This window comes from Burkholderia sp. AU33545 (genome assembly GCF_020419685.1).
Classification (GTDB): Bacteria; Pseudomonadota; Gammaproteobacteria; order Burkholderiales; family Burkholderiaceae; genus Burkholderia; species Burkholderia diffusa.
This window is the reverse complement of sequence record NZ_JAIZRQ010000003.1, coordinates 53199-73654: the sequence shown is the minus strand read 5'-3', so window position 1 is coordinate 73654 and position 20456 is coordinate 53199. Positions and strand designations below refer to the sequence as shown.

General features: G+C 66.6%; 21 protein-coding genes. 4 read left to right on the top strand and 17 right to left on the bottom strand.

Annotated features, from left to right (window positions below; translation table 11 throughout):
• Window positions 1-17: 17 nt before the first annotated feature.
• The 5 genes from LGM71_RS10415 to LGM71_RS10395 all read right to left on the bottom strand — a co-directional run bounded on the left by LGM71_RS10415 (window position 18) and on the right by LGM71_RS10395 (window position 5658).
• Window positions 18-1880, bottom strand: coding sequence for a methyl-accepting chemotaxis protein (locus LGM71_RS10415; protein WP_226114802.1), 1863 nt, complete (start codon window positions 1878-1880; stop codon window positions 18-20).
• Between the two features lie 149 nt (window positions 1881-2029).
• Window positions 2030-2707, bottom strand: coding sequence for a flagellar motor protein MotB (locus tag LGM71_RS10410; RefSeq protein WP_059601473.1), 678 nt, complete (start codon window positions 2705-2707; stop codon window positions 2030-2032).
• 18 nt (window positions 2708-2725) lie between these two features.
• Window positions 2726-3490: a flagellar motor protein gene (locus tag LGM71_RS10405; RefSeq protein WP_059531800.1), complete on the bottom strand. Its 765-nt coding sequence runs from the start codon at window positions 3488-3490 to the stop codon at window positions 2726-2728.
• Window positions 3491-3512: 22 nt separating this feature from the next.
• Window positions 3513-4760: a Crp/Fnr family transcriptional regulator gene (locus tag LGM71_RS10400; protein WP_226114801.1), complete on the bottom strand. Its 1248-nt coding sequence runs from the start codon at window positions 4758-4760 to the stop codon at window positions 3513-3515.
• 235 nt (window positions 4761-4995) lie between these two features.
• Window positions 4996-5658 (bottom strand): glutathione S-transferase family protein, encoded by a 663-nt coding sequence (locus LGM71_RS10395; RefSeq protein WP_124901368.1) that lies wholly within the window; start codon window positions 5656-5658, stop codon window positions 4996-4998.
• Between the two features lie 300 nt (window positions 5659-5958).
• On the opposite strand from LGM71_RS10395, the gene LGM71_RS10390 reads away from it, so the two are divergent.
• Complete coding sequence (locus LGM71_RS10390) at window positions 5959-7317, top strand: polyhydroxyalkanoate depolymerase (RefSeq protein WP_226114800.1); 1359 nt, start codon at window positions 5959-5961, stop codon at window positions 7315-7317.
• Between the two features lie 124 nt (window positions 7318-7441).
• On the opposite strand, the gene LGM71_RS10385 is transcribed toward LGM71_RS10390, so the two are convergent.
• The 7 genes from LGM71_RS10385 to LGM71_RS10355 all read right to left on the bottom strand — a co-directional run bounded on the left by LGM71_RS10385 (window position 7442) and on the right by LGM71_RS10355 (window position 12065).
• Window positions 7442-7909 (bottom strand): DUF3761 domain-containing protein, encoded by a 468-nt coding sequence (locus tag LGM71_RS10385; protein WP_059503738.1) that lies wholly within the window; start codon window positions 7907-7909, stop codon window positions 7442-7444.
• Between the two features lie 68 nt (window positions 7910-7977).
• Window positions 7978-8115, bottom strand: coding sequence for an HHHH-motif protein (locus tag LGM71_RS10380; RefSeq protein ID WP_174908495.1), 138 nt, complete (start codon window positions 8113-8115; stop codon window positions 7978-7980).
• 292 nt (window positions 8116-8407) lie between these two features.
• Complete coding sequence (locus LGM71_RS10375) at window positions 8408-8842, bottom strand: cupin domain-containing protein (protein WP_059601454.1); 435 nt, start codon at window positions 8840-8842, stop codon at window positions 8408-8410.
• Window positions 8843-8912: 70 nt separating this feature from the next.
• Window positions 8913-9680: an ABC transporter ATP-binding protein gene (locus LGM71_RS10370; protein ID WP_059511632.1), complete on the bottom strand. Its 768-nt coding sequence runs from the start codon at window positions 9678-9680 to the stop codon at window positions 8913-8915.
• A 33-nt stretch (window positions 9681-9713) separates the two neighbouring features.
• Entirely contained in the window at window positions 9714-10427 is a 714-nt protein-coding gene (locus tag LGM71_RS10365) for an ABC transporter permease (RefSeq protein WP_059601450.1), read from the bottom strand.
• The gene (locus LGM71_RS10360; protein ID WP_059601448.1) at window positions 10424-11113 is read right to left on the bottom strand and encodes an ABC transporter permease; all 690 of its coding nucleotides are present in this window, start codon (window positions 11111-11113) and stop codon (window positions 10424-10426) included. Before LGM71_RS10360 ends, LGM71_RS10365 begins: the two co-directional genes overlap by 4 nt.
• Before the next feature lie 178 nt (window positions 11114-11291).
• Window positions 11292-12065, bottom strand: a complete 774-nt coding sequence (locus tag LGM71_RS10355) for an ABC transporter substrate-binding protein (protein ID WP_226114799.1) — start codon at window positions 12063-12065, stop codon at window positions 11292-11294.
• Window positions 12066-12560: 495 nt separating this feature from the next.
• Between LGM71_RS10355 and hutC the strand changes: the two genes are divergently transcribed.
• Entirely contained in the window at window positions 12561-13256 is a 696-nt protein-coding gene (gene hutC, locus LGM71_RS10350) for a histidine utilization repressor (protein WP_059466626.1), read from the top strand.
• A 16-nt stretch (window positions 13257-13272) separates the two neighbouring features.
• Here the strand turns inward: hutC and LGM71_RS10345 are convergent, their stop codons facing one another.
• Entirely contained in the window at window positions 13273-14514 is a 1242-nt protein-coding gene (locus tag LGM71_RS10345; protein WP_226114798.1) for a glycosyltransferase, read from the bottom strand.
• Window positions 14515-14608: 94 nt separating this feature from the next.
• Here LGM71_RS10345 and LGM71_RS10340 point away from each other — a divergent pair, with 94 nt between their 5' ends.
• Together LGM71_RS10340 and LGM71_RS10335 are read left to right on the top strand one after the other, a co-directional pair.
• Entirely contained in the window at window positions 14609-15229 is a 621-nt protein-coding gene (locus LGM71_RS10340) for a TetR/AcrR family transcriptional regulator (protein ID WP_226114797.1), read from the top strand.
• Window positions 15230-15605: 376 nt separating this feature from the next.
• Entirely contained in the window at window positions 15606-15959 is a 354-nt protein-coding gene (locus tag LGM71_RS10335) for a hypothetical protein (RefSeq protein ID WP_059601439.1), read from the top strand.
• A gap of 51 nt (window positions 15960-16010) precedes the next feature.
• Here the strand turns inward: LGM71_RS10335 and LGM71_RS10330 are convergent, their stop codons facing one another.
• The 4 genes from LGM71_RS10330 to LGM71_RS10315 form a co-directional block, all read right to left on the bottom strand.
• Window positions 16011-16853: an alpha/beta fold hydrolase gene (locus LGM71_RS10330; protein WP_226114796.1), complete on the bottom strand. Its 843-nt coding sequence runs from the start codon at window positions 16851-16853 to the stop codon at window positions 16011-16013.
• A gap of 112 nt (window positions 16854-16965) precedes the next feature.
• Entirely contained in the window at window positions 16966-17883 is a 918-nt protein-coding gene (locus LGM71_RS10325; RefSeq protein WP_059601436.1) for a LysR family transcriptional regulator, read from the bottom strand.
• Between the two features lie 240 nt (window positions 17884-18123).
• On the bottom strand, window positions 18124-18369 hold the full coding sequence (locus LGM71_RS10320; protein WP_006761486.1) for a DUF3717 domain-containing protein: 246 nt from the start codon (window positions 18367-18369) through the stop codon (window positions 18124-18126).
• Window positions 18370-18633: 264 nt separating this feature from the next.
• Complete coding sequence (locus LGM71_RS10315; RefSeq protein ID WP_175814796.1) at window positions 18634-20169, bottom strand: amino acid permease; 1536 nt, start codon at window positions 20167-20169, stop codon at window positions 18634-18636.
• Between the last annotated feature and the right edge of the window lie 287 nt (window positions 20170-20456).

The window sequence follows — 20456 nt, the reverse complement described above, 5'->3', positions numbered from 1 at the left end:
CTAACGTCGTGCGCGCTTCATTCATCAACCTTGAATGCCGATACCAGCCGCGTCAGTTCCGCCGCCTGCTGCTTCAGGCTTTCCGCTGCCGCCGCGCTTTCCTCCACCAGCGCCGCATTCTGCTGCGTCATCTGATCGAGCGACTGCACCGCGTCGCCGATCTGGTCGATGCCGGCGCTCTGTTCAAGGCTCGCCTCGGCGATCTCGCTCATCATCGCGCTGACGCCCTGCACCTGCGATACGACGTCGCTCATCACCTTCCCGGCCTCGCTGACGAGCCGCGACCCGGCGTTCACCGTCCCCGCGCTGTGCTCGATCAGCGCCTTGATCTCCTTCGCCGCCTGCGCGCTGCGCTGCGCGAGGTTGCGCACTTCCGACGCAACGACCGCGAACCCGCGTCCCTGCTCGCCGGCGCGTGCGGCCTCGACCGCCGCATTCAGCGCGAGGATGTTGGTCTGGAACGAGATGCTGTCGATCATCACGATGATCTCGGAGATTCGCTGCGACGCATCGCTGATCTGCTCCATCGTCGTCACGACTTCACTCACGACGTGCCCGCCGCGCGTCGCCGTATCGGACGCGCCGGTGATCAGCTTCGCGGCCGTCGTCGCGGTTTCGGTGTTGTTGCGCACGACCGCCGTGATTTCCTCCATCGACGAAGCCGTCCGCTCGAGGTTGCTCGACTGCCCTTCGGTCCGCTCGCTGAGGTCCGCATTGCCCGATGCGATCTGCGCGGATCCGGTCGCGATCGACGCGGACGCAGCGCGAATGCGGTGGACGAGCGTCGACAACGACGACACGAAGCGGTTGAACGCGTCCGACAGCTGGCCGATCTCGTCCTCGCTCTCGACCGTCATCCGGCGCGTCAGGTCGCCCTGGCCGCTCGCGATCTCCGACAGCAGCGTCGCCGCACGGCGGATCGGCGCGGCGATCGCGCGTCCGACCAGCCAGATCACGACCAGCGCGACGCCGAGGCCCGCGACCGCGGCGACCAGCGCCGCGCTGCGAATCGCACGCGTCACCGGGCCGAGCAGTTCGGCCTGCGGCACTTCGACGACCACATACGCATTCAGCTCCGGAATGAACGACGTCGCGATGAAGCGCGCACCGCCGTCGCCGTCGTAGCTCAGGTACGCATACGGCTTGCCGGCCAGCAGCGTCGACGACGCATCACCGGGCAGCCCCGGTTCGTCCTTCAGGAAGTGCTTGCCGTCGATCAGCGACGTATCGCGATGCATCATGATCGCGCCGTCGGGCCGCACGAGGAACGCGAACCCGGTATCGCCGATCCGGTACGCGGCGATCCCCTTCGCGAGCGCATCGACGGACAGGCTCATGCCGGTCGCGCCGACCGGCGTGCCGTCGAGTTCCACGCGGCTGTTGATGAACATCATGTAGCCGCCGGCCGTGACCTCGCGATCCATGTTCACTTCGTAGGTCTTGCCCGACGCGAGGAAGGTCGCGAGCCACCGATCGTTGTCGGTGACCTTCCGCTGCAGGCCGGCCTCGTTGTAGTAGTTGCCGCTCTTCACCGACACCCACTGCACGGACGCCGCCTTCTGCTCGTCCTTCACGTTCCTCGCCAGCTCGGTCCAGCTACGCGTGCCGGCGTCGGGCTCGCCGTCGGCTTCCCATTGCAGCAGGAACGCATCGCGCGCGAGGACGCGCGACGCGGCGATCGGCCCGGCCATCTGCCGCTGCACGTCGGCGCGGATGCCGCTCACGGCCGTCGGCAGCTCTTCGCGGACGACGCGATCGCGCACGGCGTTGCCGATCAGGCGGACACTCAACCCGCTCGAGATCGCGACGAACACGAGCAGGCAGCTCGTCATGCTGAGAACCAGCTTGTTCTGAATGGACAGCGTGCGCCAGAAATGCATGGGGAACCCTCGATAACCGCTCGGTCTGAGCCAGCTTGGGTTATCGGCAGGCGCGCGCGGAATCGCATCGCCGGGTTCACATGTTCGTCATGCGGGATCCGATATGTCGTTGACGGATGACCGTCGCGCGCCTGTCGAGGCTCGCACGCTCAATACGCGACGAAGATCGTCACGCGCCGGTTGCGCGCCCGCGCGGCCGCATCGTCGCCCGCGACGAGCGGCTGCGTATCGGCCCGCCCGATCGCGGCGAGCCGGTGAGGTGCGACGCCGCGATCGGCCAGATAGCGCACCACGCTGCCCGCCCGCGCGGACGACAGCTCCCAGTTCGACTCGTATTTCGCGTTCGCGATCGGCACGCTGTCGGTGTGCCCTTCGACGAGAATGTCGCCGGTCGCATGCTCGCTCAGCGCCTGCGCGATCTGGCTCAGCACCGGCGTCGCATCGGACAGCAAACGTGCATCGCCGACGTTGAACAGGACCTTCGCGTCGATGCCGATCTCGATGCCGTGCGGCGCGCGCACAAGCGAGATGCGCCCGTTCGACTTCAGCGCGTCGAGCGATGCCAGCCATGCGGGGGCACGCTCGGGCATCGCTGCGCCCGGCGCGCTCGCGGTCCCGCTGTCGTGCCGCGCGAGCGTCTGATAGCGCGCGTCGAGCGCGTTGTATTTCGCGAGCTGCAGCACGTACAGCGCGAGAAACAGAACCATCAGCGTCGTGATGAGATCCGCGTAGGAAATCAGCCAGCGTCCGGACTGCGTGCCTTCGGCTTCGTCGTCGCGATCGGCGGCGGCCGAGCCCGCCCGCGCGCCGTCAGTTCGAGCGGTCATGTCGAAGCTCCCGGTGCGTCATGCGAGAGACTCAGCCGCGCGGCCGCGCACGTCGCCGGTCAGCCGCGTCTCGATCGTATGCGGCGATTCCTTGCGCGAGATCGCGAGCAGGCCGTCGAGATAGAGCTTGCGGAAACGCAATTCGCTGTCGATCTGCGCGCGCAGCTTGCCGTAGAGCGGCAGAAACACGAGGTTCGCAAACGCGAGGCCGTAGAGCGTCGCGATGAACGCGACCGCGATGCCCGGCCCGAGCTGCGCCGGTTCGAGAATGTGGCTCGTCACCTGGACCAGCCCGAGCACCGAGCCGAGAATGCCGAATGTCGGCGCATAGCCGCCGGCCTGCTGCCACACGCGCGCGGCCGCGAGCCGGCTGCGCTCGTATGCGTCGAGCTCGCGGTGCAGCGCGTCCTCGAGCACGGCGGTCGACACGCCGTTCGCGAGCAGTTCGAGCCCGCGCCGCGCGAACGGATGGATGCCGCTCACGTCCATCGATTCGAAGGCGAGCAACCCGTCGAGCTTCGCGCGATCGCCCCACTCCAGCAGGTCGGTCAGGTGCTTGCGGTCGACTTCCTGCGCACGCACGAACGCGAGTCGCAACTGTTTCACCGCATCGAAGAACCGCGCCCACGTGTTCTGGATCATCACCGCGCCGAGCGTACCGCCGAGCACGATCACGAGCGCCTCGAACTGGAACAGCGTCGAAAAATGTCCGCCTTCCAGTGCGAAGCCGAATACGATGGCCGCGCCGCCGAGCAGCACGCCGGCCAGGGTCAACAAGTCCATAGGTGTCTCCGTCGGTCGCGCGTCACACGTCGGATGAAGCCAGCGGCACCGGTGCCGCACCTGCCGCCGGCGCCTTGGCCGCGCGCACGGCATCGAGCACGCGCCGTTCGATCTCCTCGATCTCGATCGGGTCGAGCTTCAGCTCACGGCGCATCACCCACGACACCTCGTTGCGCCGCGCTTCCGTCATCACGGAGAACAACTTGTCGGCCACCGCGCGATCGTCGAGGCTCGCGATCAGCTTTGCGAGATCGTACGTATCGAATGCGCTGATCACATCGAACAGCGTTCGCTGATCGACCCACACGATATCCTCGAGCGCACGCACGTCGCCGCCGGCGCGCGGGCTGCGCCGCGAGAAATACGCAACGCCTTTCTGCTCGACGTAACCGAGCACTTTCGACTTGCGGAACGCGAACACCTCGTCGGCGATCTCGCCGTGCGACAGCTTGTTGAGCAGCAACTTCCGGTCGACGCCGATCAGCGCCTCGAGATCGGCCAGTTCGATCAGTTCGAGCTCGCTGTTGATCGACAGGTCGAGATCGTGATCGGCGACCTGCTGCGCGCGATCGACCACGCGCGCGGCATCGAACGTGACGACCTGGCGCGCATCCGATGACGCCGAGTAATCGACCGCGCCGCCGGCATGGTCGGCCTGCGCGGCTTCGATCGTGACGAGATTGAGCTTCTCCATGCGGCGCAGCATCGCAAGCACGTGCGGGCGCGAATGGCCGGCGATCGCGCGACAGCGGCGAATCACGTCCGCGAGCGGCACCGATGCCTCGGCCGCTTGCGCCTGCATCGGCCGCCGCGACCACGCGTCGTCCGATCCGCGCGTGTCGGCACCCGCCATCAGCGACAGCACATGCGCATACGACAGCACGCCCGGCATGAAGTCCGCGTGCGTATAGGTCGCGAGCTGGTCGTCCTTGCGCTTCACGCGCCGGATCATCGTGCGCACGACGTGACGGAGCAGCGCCGACACGTGCTCGATTTCCTCGTCGAGCAGCGCGGCCGGCACGACCGTGAGCTGACAGAACGACAGCGCCTTCGCCGTATGCGCGCGCGGCTCGGATGAGAGCAGCGCGGATTCGCCGAAGAACTCGCCGCGCCCGAGCGTCGCGACGACGACACGCTTGTCTTCGCAGCGCGTCGACAGCTCGACCTTGCCGTCGGCGATCAGAAAGATGACGGGCTCGCCGGCGAAGCCCTCCGAGTAGATGATCTCGCCGGGCGCGGCCGTACGCGTCCAAGATTGCTGACGATTCAAGTTGGTTCCCCTGCTGCGCTGGTTGTTGCGGACTGCGCGTCGCATGTCACATGCATGCGATCGACAGTCGTCCCCGTGCCCGCTTAACGTCATCCGGACCGGCATCCTTTAGGGAATTCGTGCTCGTTTCCAGCGAAAATCAACGTGAAACGTTTGCGAGCTGCACGGCCGCAGCGGTGATTCGTTTCGATGGACGTGCCTGCGTCCGATTCAGGGCACGAAGGTGCGTCGCGCGTCAGAACTCCATGTCCAGTTCGTCGATGTCTTCCTGCTCTGCTTTTGCGGCATCGATCCACTCCGCGACGAACGGATGCGCGAGGATGCGCATGCAGTACTCGGCGATATCGGGTTCGAGTTTCACGTCGTAGGTCAGGAATCGCGTGACGACCGGCGCGTACATCGCATCGGCGACACCGATCCGCTCGCCGAACAGCCAGGGGCCGCCGTATGCGGCCAGACAATCGCGCCAGATCGTCACGATGCGTTCGATGTCGTGCTGCGCACGCGACCAGATCCGGAAACCGGGAAAATGCGCGCGCAGGTTCATCGGCAGCGCGGAGCGCAGCGCGCTGAAACCGGAATGCATCTCGCCGCAGATCGACCGGCAATGCGCGCGTGCATGCCGGTCGTCGGGCAACAGTTGCGCCTGCGGCCGGATCTCGTTCAGATATTCGGCGATCGCGAGCGTGTCCCACACCCTGCTGCCGTCGTGCGTCAGGCACGGCACGAGGATCGACGGCGACAGCAGCAGCAGTTCCGCGCGCGATGCCGCGTCGATCGGCGCGCTGACGGTCTCGAACGCGAGCCCGCTCAACCTTGCGAGCAGCCAGCCGCGCATCGACCACGACGAGTAGTTGCGGCTGCTGATGGTCAACGTCGTCTGTCCGGTAGCTTCCATGTCGCTCTCCTGCTGATTGCCGTTCGTGCCCCTGCACCGAAAGCGCGCCGCGTCACGCGAACCGCACCACGCCAGTGCGGCGCGTTCGCCGAACTGGCGCATTGCCGCACAGTGGCGCGACACGGCCGTTACCCCGAACCGCTGCCGTTGCGCGTGGCGTTCGGCCGTCCGGCTGCACCGAGCCACATGTGTCGCCGTGTCCGTCGCCGTATTCGCAAACCGCGTGCAACGCGCGTGCCAGCCGCATGCTGGCATACGGCTTGCCTCGCTCCATGCAACGTGACGCAACGAGCGAAGACCATGAACCTGCTTGCCTATCCGTTCTACCAATGGTCTGCCGAATGCCTGCGTCCGGCGCGCGCATGGGCGGCCGCCACACGCGCGACGATGTCGATGTGGCCGCCCGCCACGTCGACGCCGACGGGCCGCATGGTCGACGCGCTGTGCGAACTGCTCGAATGCTGCGCGTTCTCGCACCGGCGCCCGCCGTTCGGCATCGCGTCGGTCGTCGTCGACGGCGAATCGGTGCCGATCGTCGAGGAAGCCGCGGCGGCCACGCCGTTCGGCACGCTGCTGCATTTCCGCAAGGCGCGGCCGGTTGCGCGCCAGCCGCGCGTGCTGATCGTCGCGCCGATGTCCGGGCATTTCGCGACGCTGCTGCGCGGCACCGTCGACACGATGCTGGCCGATCACGACGTGTACATCACCGACTGGCACAACCCGCGAGACATCCCGCTTTCGGCCGGGCGTTTCGGCTTCGACGAATACGTCGGGCACGTGATCGATTTCATTCACCAGATCGGCCCGGACGCGCACGTGCTCGCGATCTGCCAGCCGACCGTCGCAGCGCTGTCGGCCGTCGCGCTGATGGCCGCCGGCGGAGATCCGACCCAACCCGCGAGCCTGACGCTGATGGCGGGGCCGATCGACTGCCGCGTGAATCCGACGAAAGTCAATGCGCTCGCCACGAGCCGGCCGATCGAATGGTTCGCGCGCAACCTGATCAGTGTCGTGCCGCCGGGCTTCGTTGGCGCGCAGCGTTGCGTGTACCCGGGCTTCGTGCAGGTCGGCGCGTTCATGTCGATGAATCCCGATCGCCATGCCGCTTCGTTTGCCGACCTCTACTACGAGCGTGCGAAAGGCGACTTGGCGAAAGCCGACACGCTGCGCCACTTCTACGACGAATACTTCGCGACGGCCGATCTCACCGCGGAGTTCTATCTGGAAACGGTCGAGAAAGTATTCCAGCAATACGCGCTCGCGCGCGGCGAGCTGATGGTCGGCGACCGGTTGGTGGAACCGGCGGCGATCCACCGCACCGCGCTGCTGACGATCGAGGGCGAGAAGGACGACATCTGCGCCGTGGGCCAGACGGTGGCCGCGCAGGAGCTGTGTTCCGGATTGCCGCCTTACCTGAAAACGCACCACGTGCAGACGGGCGTGGGTCACTATGGCGTGTTCAACGGCAGCCGTTGGGAAACGCAGATCTATCCGATCGTACGTGCGACGATCCATGACAACGAACCGTACGATCGCAGCGCCGATACGGACGGCGGAGCGAGCGGCGCGCACTACGTGACGCTGCGGTCATTGCTCGACGCGCGCGCGGCCGGTCACGATGCGGCGGCGACCGCGATGCAATCCGATCGCGTGCACTGAACGCGCGCGGTACGGCAGCGATGTACGCGGCACATCGGCGCTGCAAACGAATCGCCCCGCACGGATGGCGGGGCGCGATGTCGGTCAGTGCGCGAGCGGCCAGGGCTCGCGCATGCCGTCGATATTACGAACAGGCCTTGCCGTGCGATGCGTGGTAACCCTTCGCCTTCGCATCGGCTTCCGACATGTAGCTGCCGTGCTTCGTCTTGCCGTAGTACTTGTCGGTCGAGCAGTGGTAGACCTTCGTGCTGTCGTTGGCCCACACCTTGCCCGCGCCGCCGCCGGGCGCCGCTGCCGCGGTCGTCGCGGGCGCGCTCTTCGCCGGTGCCGCGCCCGATGCGGCGGAAGCGGAAGCCGCGGTCGCGGGGGCTGCGGCCGGTGCGCTGGCCGCGGCTGCCGACGATGCGCCGTACCACGTCTTCACGCCCTTGTGACCGGCGCATGCGCCCTTCTTCGACGCGCCCGAGTAGAACGAACCGTCCTTGCACAGCCCGGTCGTGCCGGCCGGCGCGCTGGCCGGAACCTGTGCGAACGCACCGATCGACATGCCCATGCCCGCGACGAGCGCGGCGATCAACATCGTCTTTTTCATAGTCCTCTCCTGATTTGCCTGAATGGGAACAACGTCCCGACGCGATGCGGGGAATACCGCGCCGCGGGTCAACGGACCCAGCGGCACACGCGGTGATGGTGGTGATCGAAATGGCACACGCGGTGCGAATGGGCTTCGGCCAGCGCCGGCACGAGCACGGCGCAGGCGACGGCCGTCACGGTCAGGATCTTCGCGATGCGGGTCATGACATTCTCCTGGGTAAGCCAGCCGGCGCTCCGGCTGTTATACCCTTAACGCCGGCCGCCGATGCGCCGTGCACCGCACCCGTGTCGAATTGACGATCTTTGACAGCGTGTAACGAAACGTCACGCGTGACTGACAAACAACCGTCAGTTCTTTCCATTTCATTACATGGCGAATGCTTTGGATATCGAATGACCGAAGCAGGACGAGGTGTCCGGACAAGATCAATAAAAAAACCGCCCGAAGGCGGTCTTTCACAGGCACGTGGATGCCTCGCGTGCGAAACAACGGAGGCTACGCGCCCGCGTCGCCCCATGGCGTCGGCGCAGGCACTTCGCATGGCCCGTCGACGTCGATCGACTTGAAATCGGCCGGCCCGACGATCTCCAGATACTCCATGTCGGGCGAATAGTCGAACAGGTAATGCACGATTCCCGGTGCCTGGTGCACGCAGTCGCCGGCGTTCACCAGCGTCTCGCGGTCGCCGTACATGAAGCGCGCCCAGCCCTTCAGCATGATCACGATGTGGAACTCGGCCTCGTGACGGTGCCAGCCGGTGCCCGCCGCCGGTGCATGATTCGCCCTGACGAGTTGCGCGACGACCTTGCCGTTCGTCGCGGCCGCGATGCCGAGATCGCGATACAGGAAGAAGTCGCGCAGGCCTTCGCCTTGATACGCGGTGTCCTGCGGCCTCACGTGGGAAAACGCGGTAGGGGTCGGCGTGCTCATCGCGGTGCTCCTCGATCGAAAGAGTCATCCGGGACAAGCATTTAGCGTTCCAGGCCGCAGCAGCGCCCGCTTACTTGAGCCGCCCCGACAGGAACTGCCCGAGCCGCTCGCTCTTCGGATTGACGAGAATCTCCCGCGGATCGCCCTCTTCCTCGATCTTCCCCTGGTGCAGGAAGATCACGTGGTTCGACACGTTGCGCGCGAAGCCCATCTCGTGCGTGACGACGACCATCGTGCGGCCCTCCTCGGCCAGCTTCTGCATCACCTTCAGCACTTCGCCGACGAGTTCCGGGTCGAGCGCCGACGTGGGCTCGTCGAACAGCATCACCTCCGGTTCCATCGCGAGCGCACGCGCGATCGCGACACGCTGCTGCTGTCCGCCCGACAGGTGCGACGGATACATGCCTTCGACGCGCGGCGCGAGGCCGACCTTCTCCAGATACTTGCGCGCCCGCGCGACGGCCTCTTCCTTGCCGATCCCGAGCACGGCCATCGGCGCCTCGATCACGTTCTCGAGCACCGTCATGTGCGCCCACAGGTTGAAGTGCTGGAACACCATCGACAGCTTCGTGCGCATGCGCTGCAGCTGCTTCTGGTCGGCCACGCGCAGCGAGCCGTTGCGGTCGCGCGTGGTCTCGATCGGCTCGCTGCCGATCGTGATCTGCCCCGAGCACGGCTGCTCGAGGAAGTTGATGCAGCGCAGGAACGTGCTCTTGCCGGAGCCGCTCGAGCCGATGATGCTGATCACGTCGCCGGCCTTCGCCTTCATCGACACGCCCTTCAACACCTCGTTGTCGCCGAATTTCTTGTGCAGGTTGTCAACGGTGAGCTTGTACATGCTTGGTCCTTCCTTGCGAATCTTGCGAATGCGTTAATGGCCGCGCGGCGACAGGTACGCGAGCCAGCGCGTCTCGAGCTTGCGGAACGCCCAGATGAGCGCGAACACGACGATGGCGTACAGCACGGCCGCGATGCCATAGGCCTGGAACGACATGTACGTGGCGGAGTTGACATCGCGCGTGACCTTCAGGATGTCGGGCACGGTCGCGGTGAACGCGAGCGTCGTCGCGTGCAGCATCAGGATCACTTCGTTGCTGTAGCTCGGCAGCGAACGGCGCAGCGCGGACGGCAGGATGATGCGCGTATAGAGCTTGAAGCGCGACATCCCGTAAGCCATCCCGGCCTCGATCTCGCCGGCCGACGTCGCCTTGATCGCGCCCGCGAAGATCTCGGTCGCATACGCGCATTCGTTCAACACGAACGCGAGCAGCGTGCAGTTCATCGCGTTGCGGAAGAACGTGTCGAGCAGCACGTGGTTGTGCACGACCTGCAGGCTGTAGATGCCGGTGTAGCACATCAGCAGCTGCACGTAGAGCGGCGTGCCGCGGAACACGTACGTATAGAGCCACACCGGGCCGGAAATCCAGCGGTTCGACGACGCGCGCGCGATCGCGAGCGGCACGGCCAGCGCGAAGCCGAGCGCGATCGACACGACCAGCAGCCACAGCGTGATCGCCAGGCCGCTGAAGCGGTAGCCGTCGGTGTAGAGATAGCTTTGCCAGTACTGGCTGATGAGTTCGATCACAGTGCAAGCCTCCGGACGCCCACGGAATAACGCTTCTCGAGGTGGTGCAGCACGACGTTCGACACCGTCGTGATCGCGAGGTAGATCGCACCTGCCGCGAGCGTGAAGAAGAAGAAGTCGAGCGTGCTCTTGCCGGCGTCCTGCGACGCCTTCACGACATCGGCGAGGCCGATGATCGACACGAGCGCGGTGGCCTTCACGAGCACCTGCCAGTTGTTGCCGATGCCCGGCAGCGCGAAGCGCATCATTTGCGGGAACATGATCCGGTGGAACACGCGCCAGCCGCTCATCCCGTATGCGAAGCCGGCTTCGAGCTGGCCGCGCGGCACCGCGAGGAACGCTCCGCGGAACGTTTCGGTGAAATACGCGCCGTAGATGAAGCCGAGCGTCACGACGCCGGCCACGAACGGATCGATGTCGATCTGGTCCCAGCCGAGCAGGTCGGTCGCGTCGTTCAGCAGGATCTGGATCCCGTAGAACAGCAGCAGCATCAGCACGAGATCGGGCACCGCACGGATCAGCGTCGTATAGAACGTGCCGACCGACCTGAGCACGCGGTTGGTCGACAGTTTCGCGCCCGCGCCCGCGAGGCCCAGTATGAGCGACGCGGCGAGCGACAGCACCGCGAGCTTCACGGTCTCGACCGTGCCGGCCCACAACAGCGGGCCAAATCCTTGGAAGATCATGTTTGGGATCCAGAACGATGTGGCTGGATTGTCAATAGCCATTACCCGCGCATCAAACGATATCTGCGCATTACCTGATGTCGTCCGCTCATCAAGCCGGACGCGTCATGCGAAGCAGGCGGCACCCGGGAATCGACACGACACGGCGCGCCGCAGCGGATGCGCGCCGCATCGACGGTCAGCCGCCGTAGACGTCGAATGCGAAGTACTTCTTCTCGAGCTTCTTGTACGTGCCGTCCTTGATCATGTCGGCGATCGCGTGGTCGATTTTCGCCTTCAGGTCGGCGTCGTCCTTGCGCAGCCCGATGCCGGCGCCGTTGCCGAGCGTCTTCGGATCGTCGATGTCCTTGCCGGCGAATTCGAAGTTCGCGCCGCGCGGCGTCTTCAGGAAGCCGAGGTCGGCCTGCACCGCGTCCTGCAGCGCGGCGTCGAGGCGGCCGGACATCAGGTCCTGGTACACGCCGTCCTGGTTCTGGTAAGGCACGACCTGCACGCCCTTCGGCGCCCAGTAGGCCTTCGCGTAGGTTTCCTGGATCGTGCCCTGCTCGACGCCGACAGACTTGCCCTTCAGCGATTCGGCCGTCGGCTGCAGGTTCGCGCCTTTCTTCGCGACCAGGCGCGTCGGTGTGTTGAACAGCTTGTCGGAGAACGCGATCTGCTCGGCGCGCGCCGGCGTCATCGACATCGACGACAGCACGCCGTCGAACTTCTTCGCCTTCAGCGCCGGGATCATCCCGTCGAAGTCGTTCTCGATCCACACGCATTTCGCCTTCAGCCGTGCGCAGATCTCGTTGCCGAGATCGACGTCGAAGCCGACGACCTTGCCGCTTGCGTCCTTCGATTCGAACGGCGGGTAGCTGGCGTCGACGCCAAACCGGATCGTCGACCAATCCTTGGCGTGGGCACCGACCGCGAGGCAGGCAAGGGCAATACTGAGCGCGAGTTTCTTCATGGCGTTCCTGTCATAGGCGAACTGGGCACGGGTCCGGTCGGGCGTCGCCGCCGCGAACCGTTCCAACCCGGAAGCCACCCGTCCGGTGACTCCCGAAGTTGTACATACAACTTTGCCTTTTTCAGGTCACCGCCAGCAATCCGTGTTTATCTCTAATTGTCGGCGGATTGTTTCCATGAGCGAATTTCCCTTATATTTCAATTCGCTACAGATTACATGCAGATGAAATCCAGCTTTCTGTGTGGCTTCGGCACGTCGTCGTCGCGTCTGCATTTGTCTATACTTTTCCGCCTGTCGCGCTCGCCGACGCGGTGGCCGCGGTCCGTGCGGCCCCGGCGGGCCCCCGATGGGCGCTCCGGATGCAGGCCGGAATAACCCGAATCCCGGGCCCACAGTCGGGCCCGCACCGCGTCGAACCCGGTACACTCCGCCCGAACACCGCACGAAGGCCGGCCCGCGACGGCACGCGGCCGCCGTCTCTTGAACAGCAATGCAATGACCACACCGATCTATCAGGAAATCAAGGACTTCATCCTCGCGCGCATTCATGCGGGCGAGTGGGCGGAAGGCGACCAGGTGCCGTCGGAGAACGAGCTCGCGCGCGAATTCAACGTCGCGCGGATGACGGTCAACCGCGCGCTGCGCGAGCTGACGGCCGAACAGGTGCTCACGCGCACGCGCGGCTCGGGCACGTATGTCGCGTCGCCGAAATACGAATCGACACTGGTCGCGATCCGCAGCATCTCGGATGAAGTCGCCGCGCGCGGCCATGCGTATCGTGCGCAGGTGCTGGAGGTCGGCGCGGCCGTCGCCGACGCGAAGCTCGCCGACGAGCTGCAACTCGACACCGGCAGCCCGATCTTCCATTCGCGCGTGCTGCACTTCGAGAACGACACGCCCGTGCAGCTCGAGGAGCGCTGGGTCAACCCGGCCTGCGCACCCGAATACGCGCTGCAGGACTTCACGACGACGACGCCGAACCAGTACCTGACGCGCGTCGCGCCGCTGCAGCGGGTCGAATACCGGATCGAGGCTGCGATGCCCGATGCGGCAACGCGCCGGCACCTGACGACGGACGAACGCGAGCCGTGCCTGCTGCTGCATCGGCGCACGTGGTCGCAAGGGATGGTCGCGTCGGTGGCCAATCTGTGGCATCCGGGCAGTCGCTACCGGTTCACCGGGCATTTCTGACGCGGGGCGGACGCGTTCAGCGCACGCCGGGGCGCCCCCAGCGCTCGATCGCGCCGACCGCCAGCCCCACCCCGTCCTCCCGCGCGATCCGCGCACCGAGTTCGGCGGCACGCGCTTGCGTGTCGGCTCGTGCCGCGAACGCGATCGCGCGTGCAAGCGCCGCGGCGTCCACACGCCGCCCCGCCACCGGCGCATCGGCCACACCGGCGCGTTGCAGCCGGCTCGCCCAGAAGAACTGATCGCCCGCGAACGGCACGACGACAGACGGAATGCCCGCCCGCGCGGCCGAATGCGTGGTACCCGATCCGCCGTGATGGATCGCCATCGATACATGCGGAAACAACCGGTCGTGCGGCGTCTCGCCGATCACGCACACATGCGCCGGCAGCATCGACACATCGATGCCGCTCCAGCCCGGATAAAACAACGCGCGCCGGCCGTCGAGCGCCTGCAACAGCGCGTCGACCATCGCGGCCCGGTCGAACCCGGCCATGCTGCCGAAGCCGATATACACGGGCGGATCGCCCGCGTCGAGAAAGCTCGACAGCGCGGGCGGCGGCGTCCACGCCGGCGCGTCGACGCGCCACTGACCGCATGCCAGCACATGCGCCGGCCAGTCGGCCGGATCGGCCAGCAGCGCGGGCGACACGCCGTACAGCATCGGATGATCGGTCCATACGCCCCGGCGCGGCGGCAGTCCGCAAATGCTGGCGCGCGCCGCATTGGTCGCCCGCCTGAACGCGTGCCACAGCAGCGCGTTCACGAACCGGTGGCTCGCGCGATTCAGCCAGCGCGGCACCTTGCCGGGTGGCAGAAACGGCGACGCGAACGTCGCGGTCGGCGTGATCGGGATCATCCCCGTACCGATCGCCGGCACGCCGCGATACTCGGCAACCGATAGCCCGACGAACGACGCCAGCCCCGACACCAGGATCGCATCGCAACCGGCCGATGCGGCCGCGACTTCGCGCATCCATGCCGCCGTGTTCGCATTCGCGATCGCCGCGAGCGCCTTCGACGTGTCGTTGAAACCGCCGCGCCCGCGCACCGCTTCGGACAACGCACCATCCGGCGCGATCGCCGAGCGGATGTCGCCGGACAGCGGCTCGCAAGGCACGCCGAGCGCGGCGGCCGAACCGAGCGTCGCGACGTCGGCCAGCAACCGGACCTCATGGCCGGCATCCAGCAGCGCGCGGCCGAGCGCCGCGAGCGGGCGCGTGTCGCCTTCGGTGCCGTAAGTGGCGATGACGAGCTTCATGCGTGGCTCCTCCTGCATGATTCAGGCGAGTGGATTCATAAAAGTGCACGTCGTATACTAATGCAATTCGTGCACTTTCAGTCGATACCGAACCATGCCAACGACGACCGACGATCCGGGCCGCCGCGCACGCAAGCGCATCCAGATGCTCGCGCATCTCGCCGACACCGGCGCACGCCTGTTCGATGCGCACGGCTACGACGCAGTGACGATGGAACAGATCGCCGCGCAGGCCGATGTCGCGAAACGTACGCTGTACAACCACTTTCCGACGAAGGAGGCCGTGCTCGCGCACTGGCTCGAAGGCGAACTCGCGCGCGACCTCGCGCACCTGCAGCGCGACGTCGCGCGACGGAAGACCTTCGCGTCGCGGATCGCCTGCGTGCTCGACGCGTCGGCCGCATGGTGCGAACAGCATCCCGTGTATCTGCTCGCATACCTGCGGCATCGGTTCCTGAGCATCGGAGTGGCGCAAGCGGAAAGCGGCGAGGATGGCGGCGGCGATATCGCGCTCGTGTGGCAGCAACTGATCGCGGCCGGACAGCAGGCGGGCGAACTGAACCCGGCGCTGGCGGCCGACCAGCTCGCCACGTGGTTCCATCACCTGTATCTCGCGGCGATGCTGCGCTGGCTGACCGTGCCGGGGTTGTCGCTGAAGCGGGAATTCCAGTCGGTCGCGAGGCTGTTCGTCGAAGGCGCGCACGCGAAAGCGTGAGCGCCCGCGCAGGCGACGCACGGTCGGGAAGGTGCGTCCGCATCGAACGTGCACCGCGCTCACGCCATTCGCGCGCACGTCGAGCGCACTGCGCGCCGGCCGGCGATCCGGAACGCCATCGGGAACGGCAGGTGCCCGGCGCTGCCGGCGACACGCAGCCGGCGGACACACCGCGCACCGCGAGCGGCGGCCGTTGAAGGCATCGCGTGATGCGGAGGGATTTTTACAACGATCGCACGGACGGGATGCCAAATTTCCCGCGCAGCAGTATGCTGGTGCCGTACGACCGCGCACGATGCCTCGGGCAATCCCTTAGTCCGCACGTCGTCGCGCCGCCGTCGCGACCGCAATCATGCGTTGCAAGGAGGGCTTCTTGATGGCTACCACGCATCCGCACTTCCACCTCGAACTACGGCACGCCACCGCGCCGACGTATTTCATCAGCTACCTGTTTCCTGCCTTGCTGTTCGTCTACGAACTGCTGCGCGTCGGCCAATGGATCCGCGATCACGGGATGCAATTCGCCGTGTTCAAGCAGATGGGTTACGAGTATCTGCTGATGCTGCTGTTCGTCGGGCTGCAGATCGTCGTCGAGGCGGTCTTCCTGCTCGGTGCCGCGATGCGCCGTGACAATCGCGACTTCGAACACCGGCTGCCGAACGTGGTTCTCGGCATCGGCTGCTCGATCGCGATTCTCGCCGTCGACCTCGCAATCCAGCTGTCGTTCTGAGCACCGGCGGGCCGGGCCCGCCGGTTGCATCGCACGCCCGCGCCCGGGCGTTCAGGCGAGCGCGTCGCGCAGGAACGTCGCCACGGCCGCGAGTACGTCGTCGGTCCGCTCGCGATGCGGCATGTGTCCGCATCCGTCGAGCAGCAGGAACGACGACGGCCCCGCGACGCGCGCGGCGATCCGTTTCGGATGCACGTCCGACCCGTATTCGTCCTGCTCGCCGTGAATCGCGAGCGTCGCGCAATGCACGCGCGGCAGTTCGTCGTCGAGACTCCAGTCGCGAAACGCCGGCGACAACCACGTGTCGACCCACGCACGCAGCACCCATTCGGCCTTGTCGCCGTGATAACGCGCGAGCCGGTCGAGCTGGCCGGGCGCGTCGAACTGCTGCCCCGCCTCGCGAATGCCGTCGCGCGTGCGATCCTCGACGAACGCCTGCGCGGAGACCGTCACCAGTGCGCGGCAACGCGCCGGATACGCGGCCGCGCATCCGACCGCCATGCCGCCGCCGACGCTGTGCCCGAACGCCACGAACGCATCGATACCGAACCGCTCGAGCAGCGCATGGAATCCGTGATCGGCCTCGTCGCGCACGAACGTCATGCCGAGTTGCCCCCGATGACGATCGGACCGCCCGAAGCCCAGCCGGTCGTATGCGATCACGTCGCGCCGGGCGGCGCGTGCGAGTTGCGCGGGGAAGTCGCGCCATAGTTCGACGCAGCCGAGCGAATCGTGCAGCAGCACGATCGGTGCGACCGGCGCAGGTGCGGCCTGCTCAGGTGCGACCGGCGTAGGTGCGGCCGGTGCCCGCGCGGGCACGCCGCGCCAGCGCTTCGCGAAGAGACGCCCTTGCGGCGTCTCGACCCAGGTCTCCTCGGTCACGATTTCAGTCATGTGTGTCGTCGTCTGCATGAAGGCGGCCGCACGCGGGCGGGCCGCATCGAATGCCGACGATGGTGGCCCGGCGACCCACGCGGCGTCAAGCAAGGCCCCACCGCCCGCACGCTCATTCGGGCTGCGGCGGCAGATACTCCATCTGCGCTTCGTCGTACAGCCGGTAGATCAGCGCCTGCATCGCGCGGATGTCCTCCGATTCGTCGAGCATCCGCATGCTCATGATGATCGGCGACACGAGGTTCGGATCGTCGAGCGGCTTGTAGCTGATATCGTCGCGCTTCAGGCCGTACACGCTGTGCGGCACGACCGACACGCCCTCGCCCATCGCGACGAGTCCGAGCGCGATCTGCAGTTCGCGCGTCTCGTAGATCTTGCGCGGCTGCAACGCGCGATCGTGAAAGGCGGCGAGCACCTGGTCCGCATAGCTCGGCCGCGGCGCCTTCGGGAAGATGATCAGCGTGTCGTTCACGAGATCGTGCAGCGACAGCACGGGCTTCGCGCCGTCGAGCACGTGACCGACCGGCAGCGCGACGATCATCCGCTCCTCGCGCAGCACGACGCGCCGCACGCTCGGATCCTCGTGACGGATGCGCCCGAACCCGACGTCGATGCGCCCTTCCTTCAGCGCCTTGATCTGGTCCATCGTCGACATCTCGTGCAGGCTCAGCTCGACGGCCGGATACTCGCTGCGAAAGCGCCGGATGATCTTGGGCAGCATCCCGTACAGCGTCGAACCGACGAACCCGACCGACATGCTGCGCTCGATCTTGCCGACCCGCTTCGTCATCGATTCGAGCTCGGTCGTCTGCGCGAGCAGCTGCACCGCGTGCGAATAGAAGAACCGCCCCGCGTCGGTCAGCTTCAGCGGCCGCGCGTTGCGCTCGAACAGCGGCACGCCGAGCGCCTCCTCGAGCTGCTGGATCTGCCGGCTGAGCGGCGGCTGCGCGATGTGCAGGCGCTCGGCCGCACGCGTGAAATTCCGCTCCTCGGCAACCGCGACGAAGTAGCGGAGATGTCTCAACTCCATTTTTCGATCCCTCCCGGACCGGCAACGGACGTTCATTCGGCCCCGCGCAGACGCGTGCCGAGCCGGTCGTCCCGTGATCGCCCGATCCCGATGCCATGACGATACCTCAGCCCGCGCCGAAACCGGCGCGAGCAGCGTCGTGCCGCCCTCGCGTCCGGCACCGCGCAAAGCAAAACGGGAAGCCGCCAGGCTTCCCGTTTCTTCATCGACGCCGCGTCGCGGCAGCGTCTCGACCGCGCATCACGCCTCGGTCGCGTACAGCGCATCGCGCTGCGCGTCGCTCAACGAGTCGAGCGGCACGTCCGGCAGCCGATAGCAGATCATCGCGCCGTACAGCTCGGCCAGGCAGTTGCTGCCGGCGTCGAGCGCGTAGCCGTCCTCGCCGTCCGGCGCCGGCGGATACACTTCGCGCCACGCGTTGATCGCGGCTTCGATTCGCACGATGGAAACGGGTCCGGCCTTCCGCTCGGCGGGTGATGCACTCATGGATTCCTCTGGGTTGCGCGCTCCGCGGGCCGTGCCGGCGCGGCGGAACGATGGAAACGCCGGGCGCCGCCGGCCGCCGCGAGAGGCACGCGCCGGATGCCCGATCCGCGCCGCGCTCGTCGCGCCGGCCGGGCCGTGTGGCCCGGTAGGGTCGGGCAATATAACCGGCTTTGACCCCGTGCAGGGGAAAGCGGACAAAAAAAACGGGAAGCGTGCGGCTTCCCGTTTCGTTGCGCCATCGCGCGGCCACGTGCCGCGCCGGCATCAGCCCGCGGTTTCGCGGTTCTCCACGCGCTGCAGCTGCGCGCCGCGGCTCGCGGCGACCCACGGTGCGATCTCCATGTCCTCGTAACGCACGAAGCGGCTCTTGTTCAGGAACCGGTAGCCGAGCCACACGACGAGGAACAGCGGAATGCCGACATAGGTCGCGGCCACACCCGCCCAGTCGATCCGATTCGCGAGAAACGCCTGATAGTCCTGGCCGAGCGCGATCACGAGACACAGCACGAACGCGAACAGCGGGCCGAACGGGAACCACTTCGACTGGTACGGCAGCTGGTCGACCGCGTAGCCTTGCGTCACGTAGCCCTTGCGGAACCGGTAGTGGCTGATCGCGATGCCGAGCCACGCGATGAAACCCGTCATCCCCGACGTGTTCAGCAGCCACAGGTACACCGTCTTGTCGCCGTACAGCGACGTGAAGAAGCACAGCGCGCCGACGGCGGTCGTCGCGTACAGCGCGTTGCGCGGCACGCCGCCCGGCGACAGCTTCGCGAACAGCTTCGGCGCGCGGCCTTCCGTCGCGAGGTTGTAGAGCATCCGCGTCGACGCGTACATGCCCGAGTTGCCGGCCGACAGCACGGCCGTCAGGATCACCGCGTTCATCACGCCGGCCGCGAACGCGAGGCCCGCGTGGCGGAACACCAGCGTAAACGGACTCACGCCGATGTCGGTCACGTCGCTCTTCAGCAGGTTCGGATCGGTATAGGGAATCAGCACGCCGATCACGAAGATCGCCAGCACGTAGAACAGCAGGATGCGCCAGAACACCTGACGCACGGCGCGCGGGATCGTCGTGCGCGGGTTCTCCGATTCGCCGGCCGCGACGCCGATCAGCTCGGTGCCCTGGAACGAGAAGCCCGCGATCATCGCGACGCCCATCAGCGCCGGCAGGCCGCCCGCGAACGGCGCGTCGCCGATCGTCAGGTTGCCCCAGCCGTTGCCCGGCGCGCCTTTCAGAATGCCGAAGATCATCAGCAGGCCGACGCCGATGAACGCAACCACGGTGACGACCTTGATCAGCGCGAACCAGTATTCGGCTTCTCCGAAGCCGCGCACGGTCAGCGCATTGAGCAGGAACATCACGCCGAGGAACGCGGCACTCCACCAGACGCCCGGCACGTCCGGGAACCAGTAGTGCATCACGAGCTGCGCGGCGACGAGTTCGACCGCAATCGTCACGGCCCAGTTGTACCAGTAGTTCCAGCCGAGCGCGAAGCCGAAGCCTTCGTCGACGTATTTCGCGCCGTAGGTCGCGAACGAGCCCGACACCGGCATGAACGCAGCCATTTCGCCGAGGCTCGTCATCAGGAAGTAGACCATCAGGCCGATCAGCATGTAAGCGACCATCGCGCCGCCAGGGCCGGCCTGCGAGATCGACGCGCCGGACGCGACGAACAGGCCCGTGCCGATCGAGCCGCCGATGGCGATCATCGTCAGATGGCGCGCCTTCAGCGCGCGATGAAGCTTGGGTGGGTTCGCGGACGAACCGGGTTGGTCGGAATTCGGAATTGCGGACATAAACGAGACGAACGTTGAGCGGGCCGGCATCCGGAGCCGGCGCATGCGGGATCGGGGCGCGGCGCGCCGCCTGCTGCGATGCATTCGATGCAGCCCCGATACGCGTTGCGCGCCGGGCGCCTGCGGCGAAGCGCGGATTCTACCTGATTCGCCGCGGGGGCAGCTGAGCGCCGAACGCCCCGCCGCCGCATGCAGACGCAGCAGAATCAACAAGTTGGACACGGCGGGGCGACGAGACGGCGGCATGGCTGCGGGTTGCGCGGTACAGGTCATGCCATTCGAGTGGT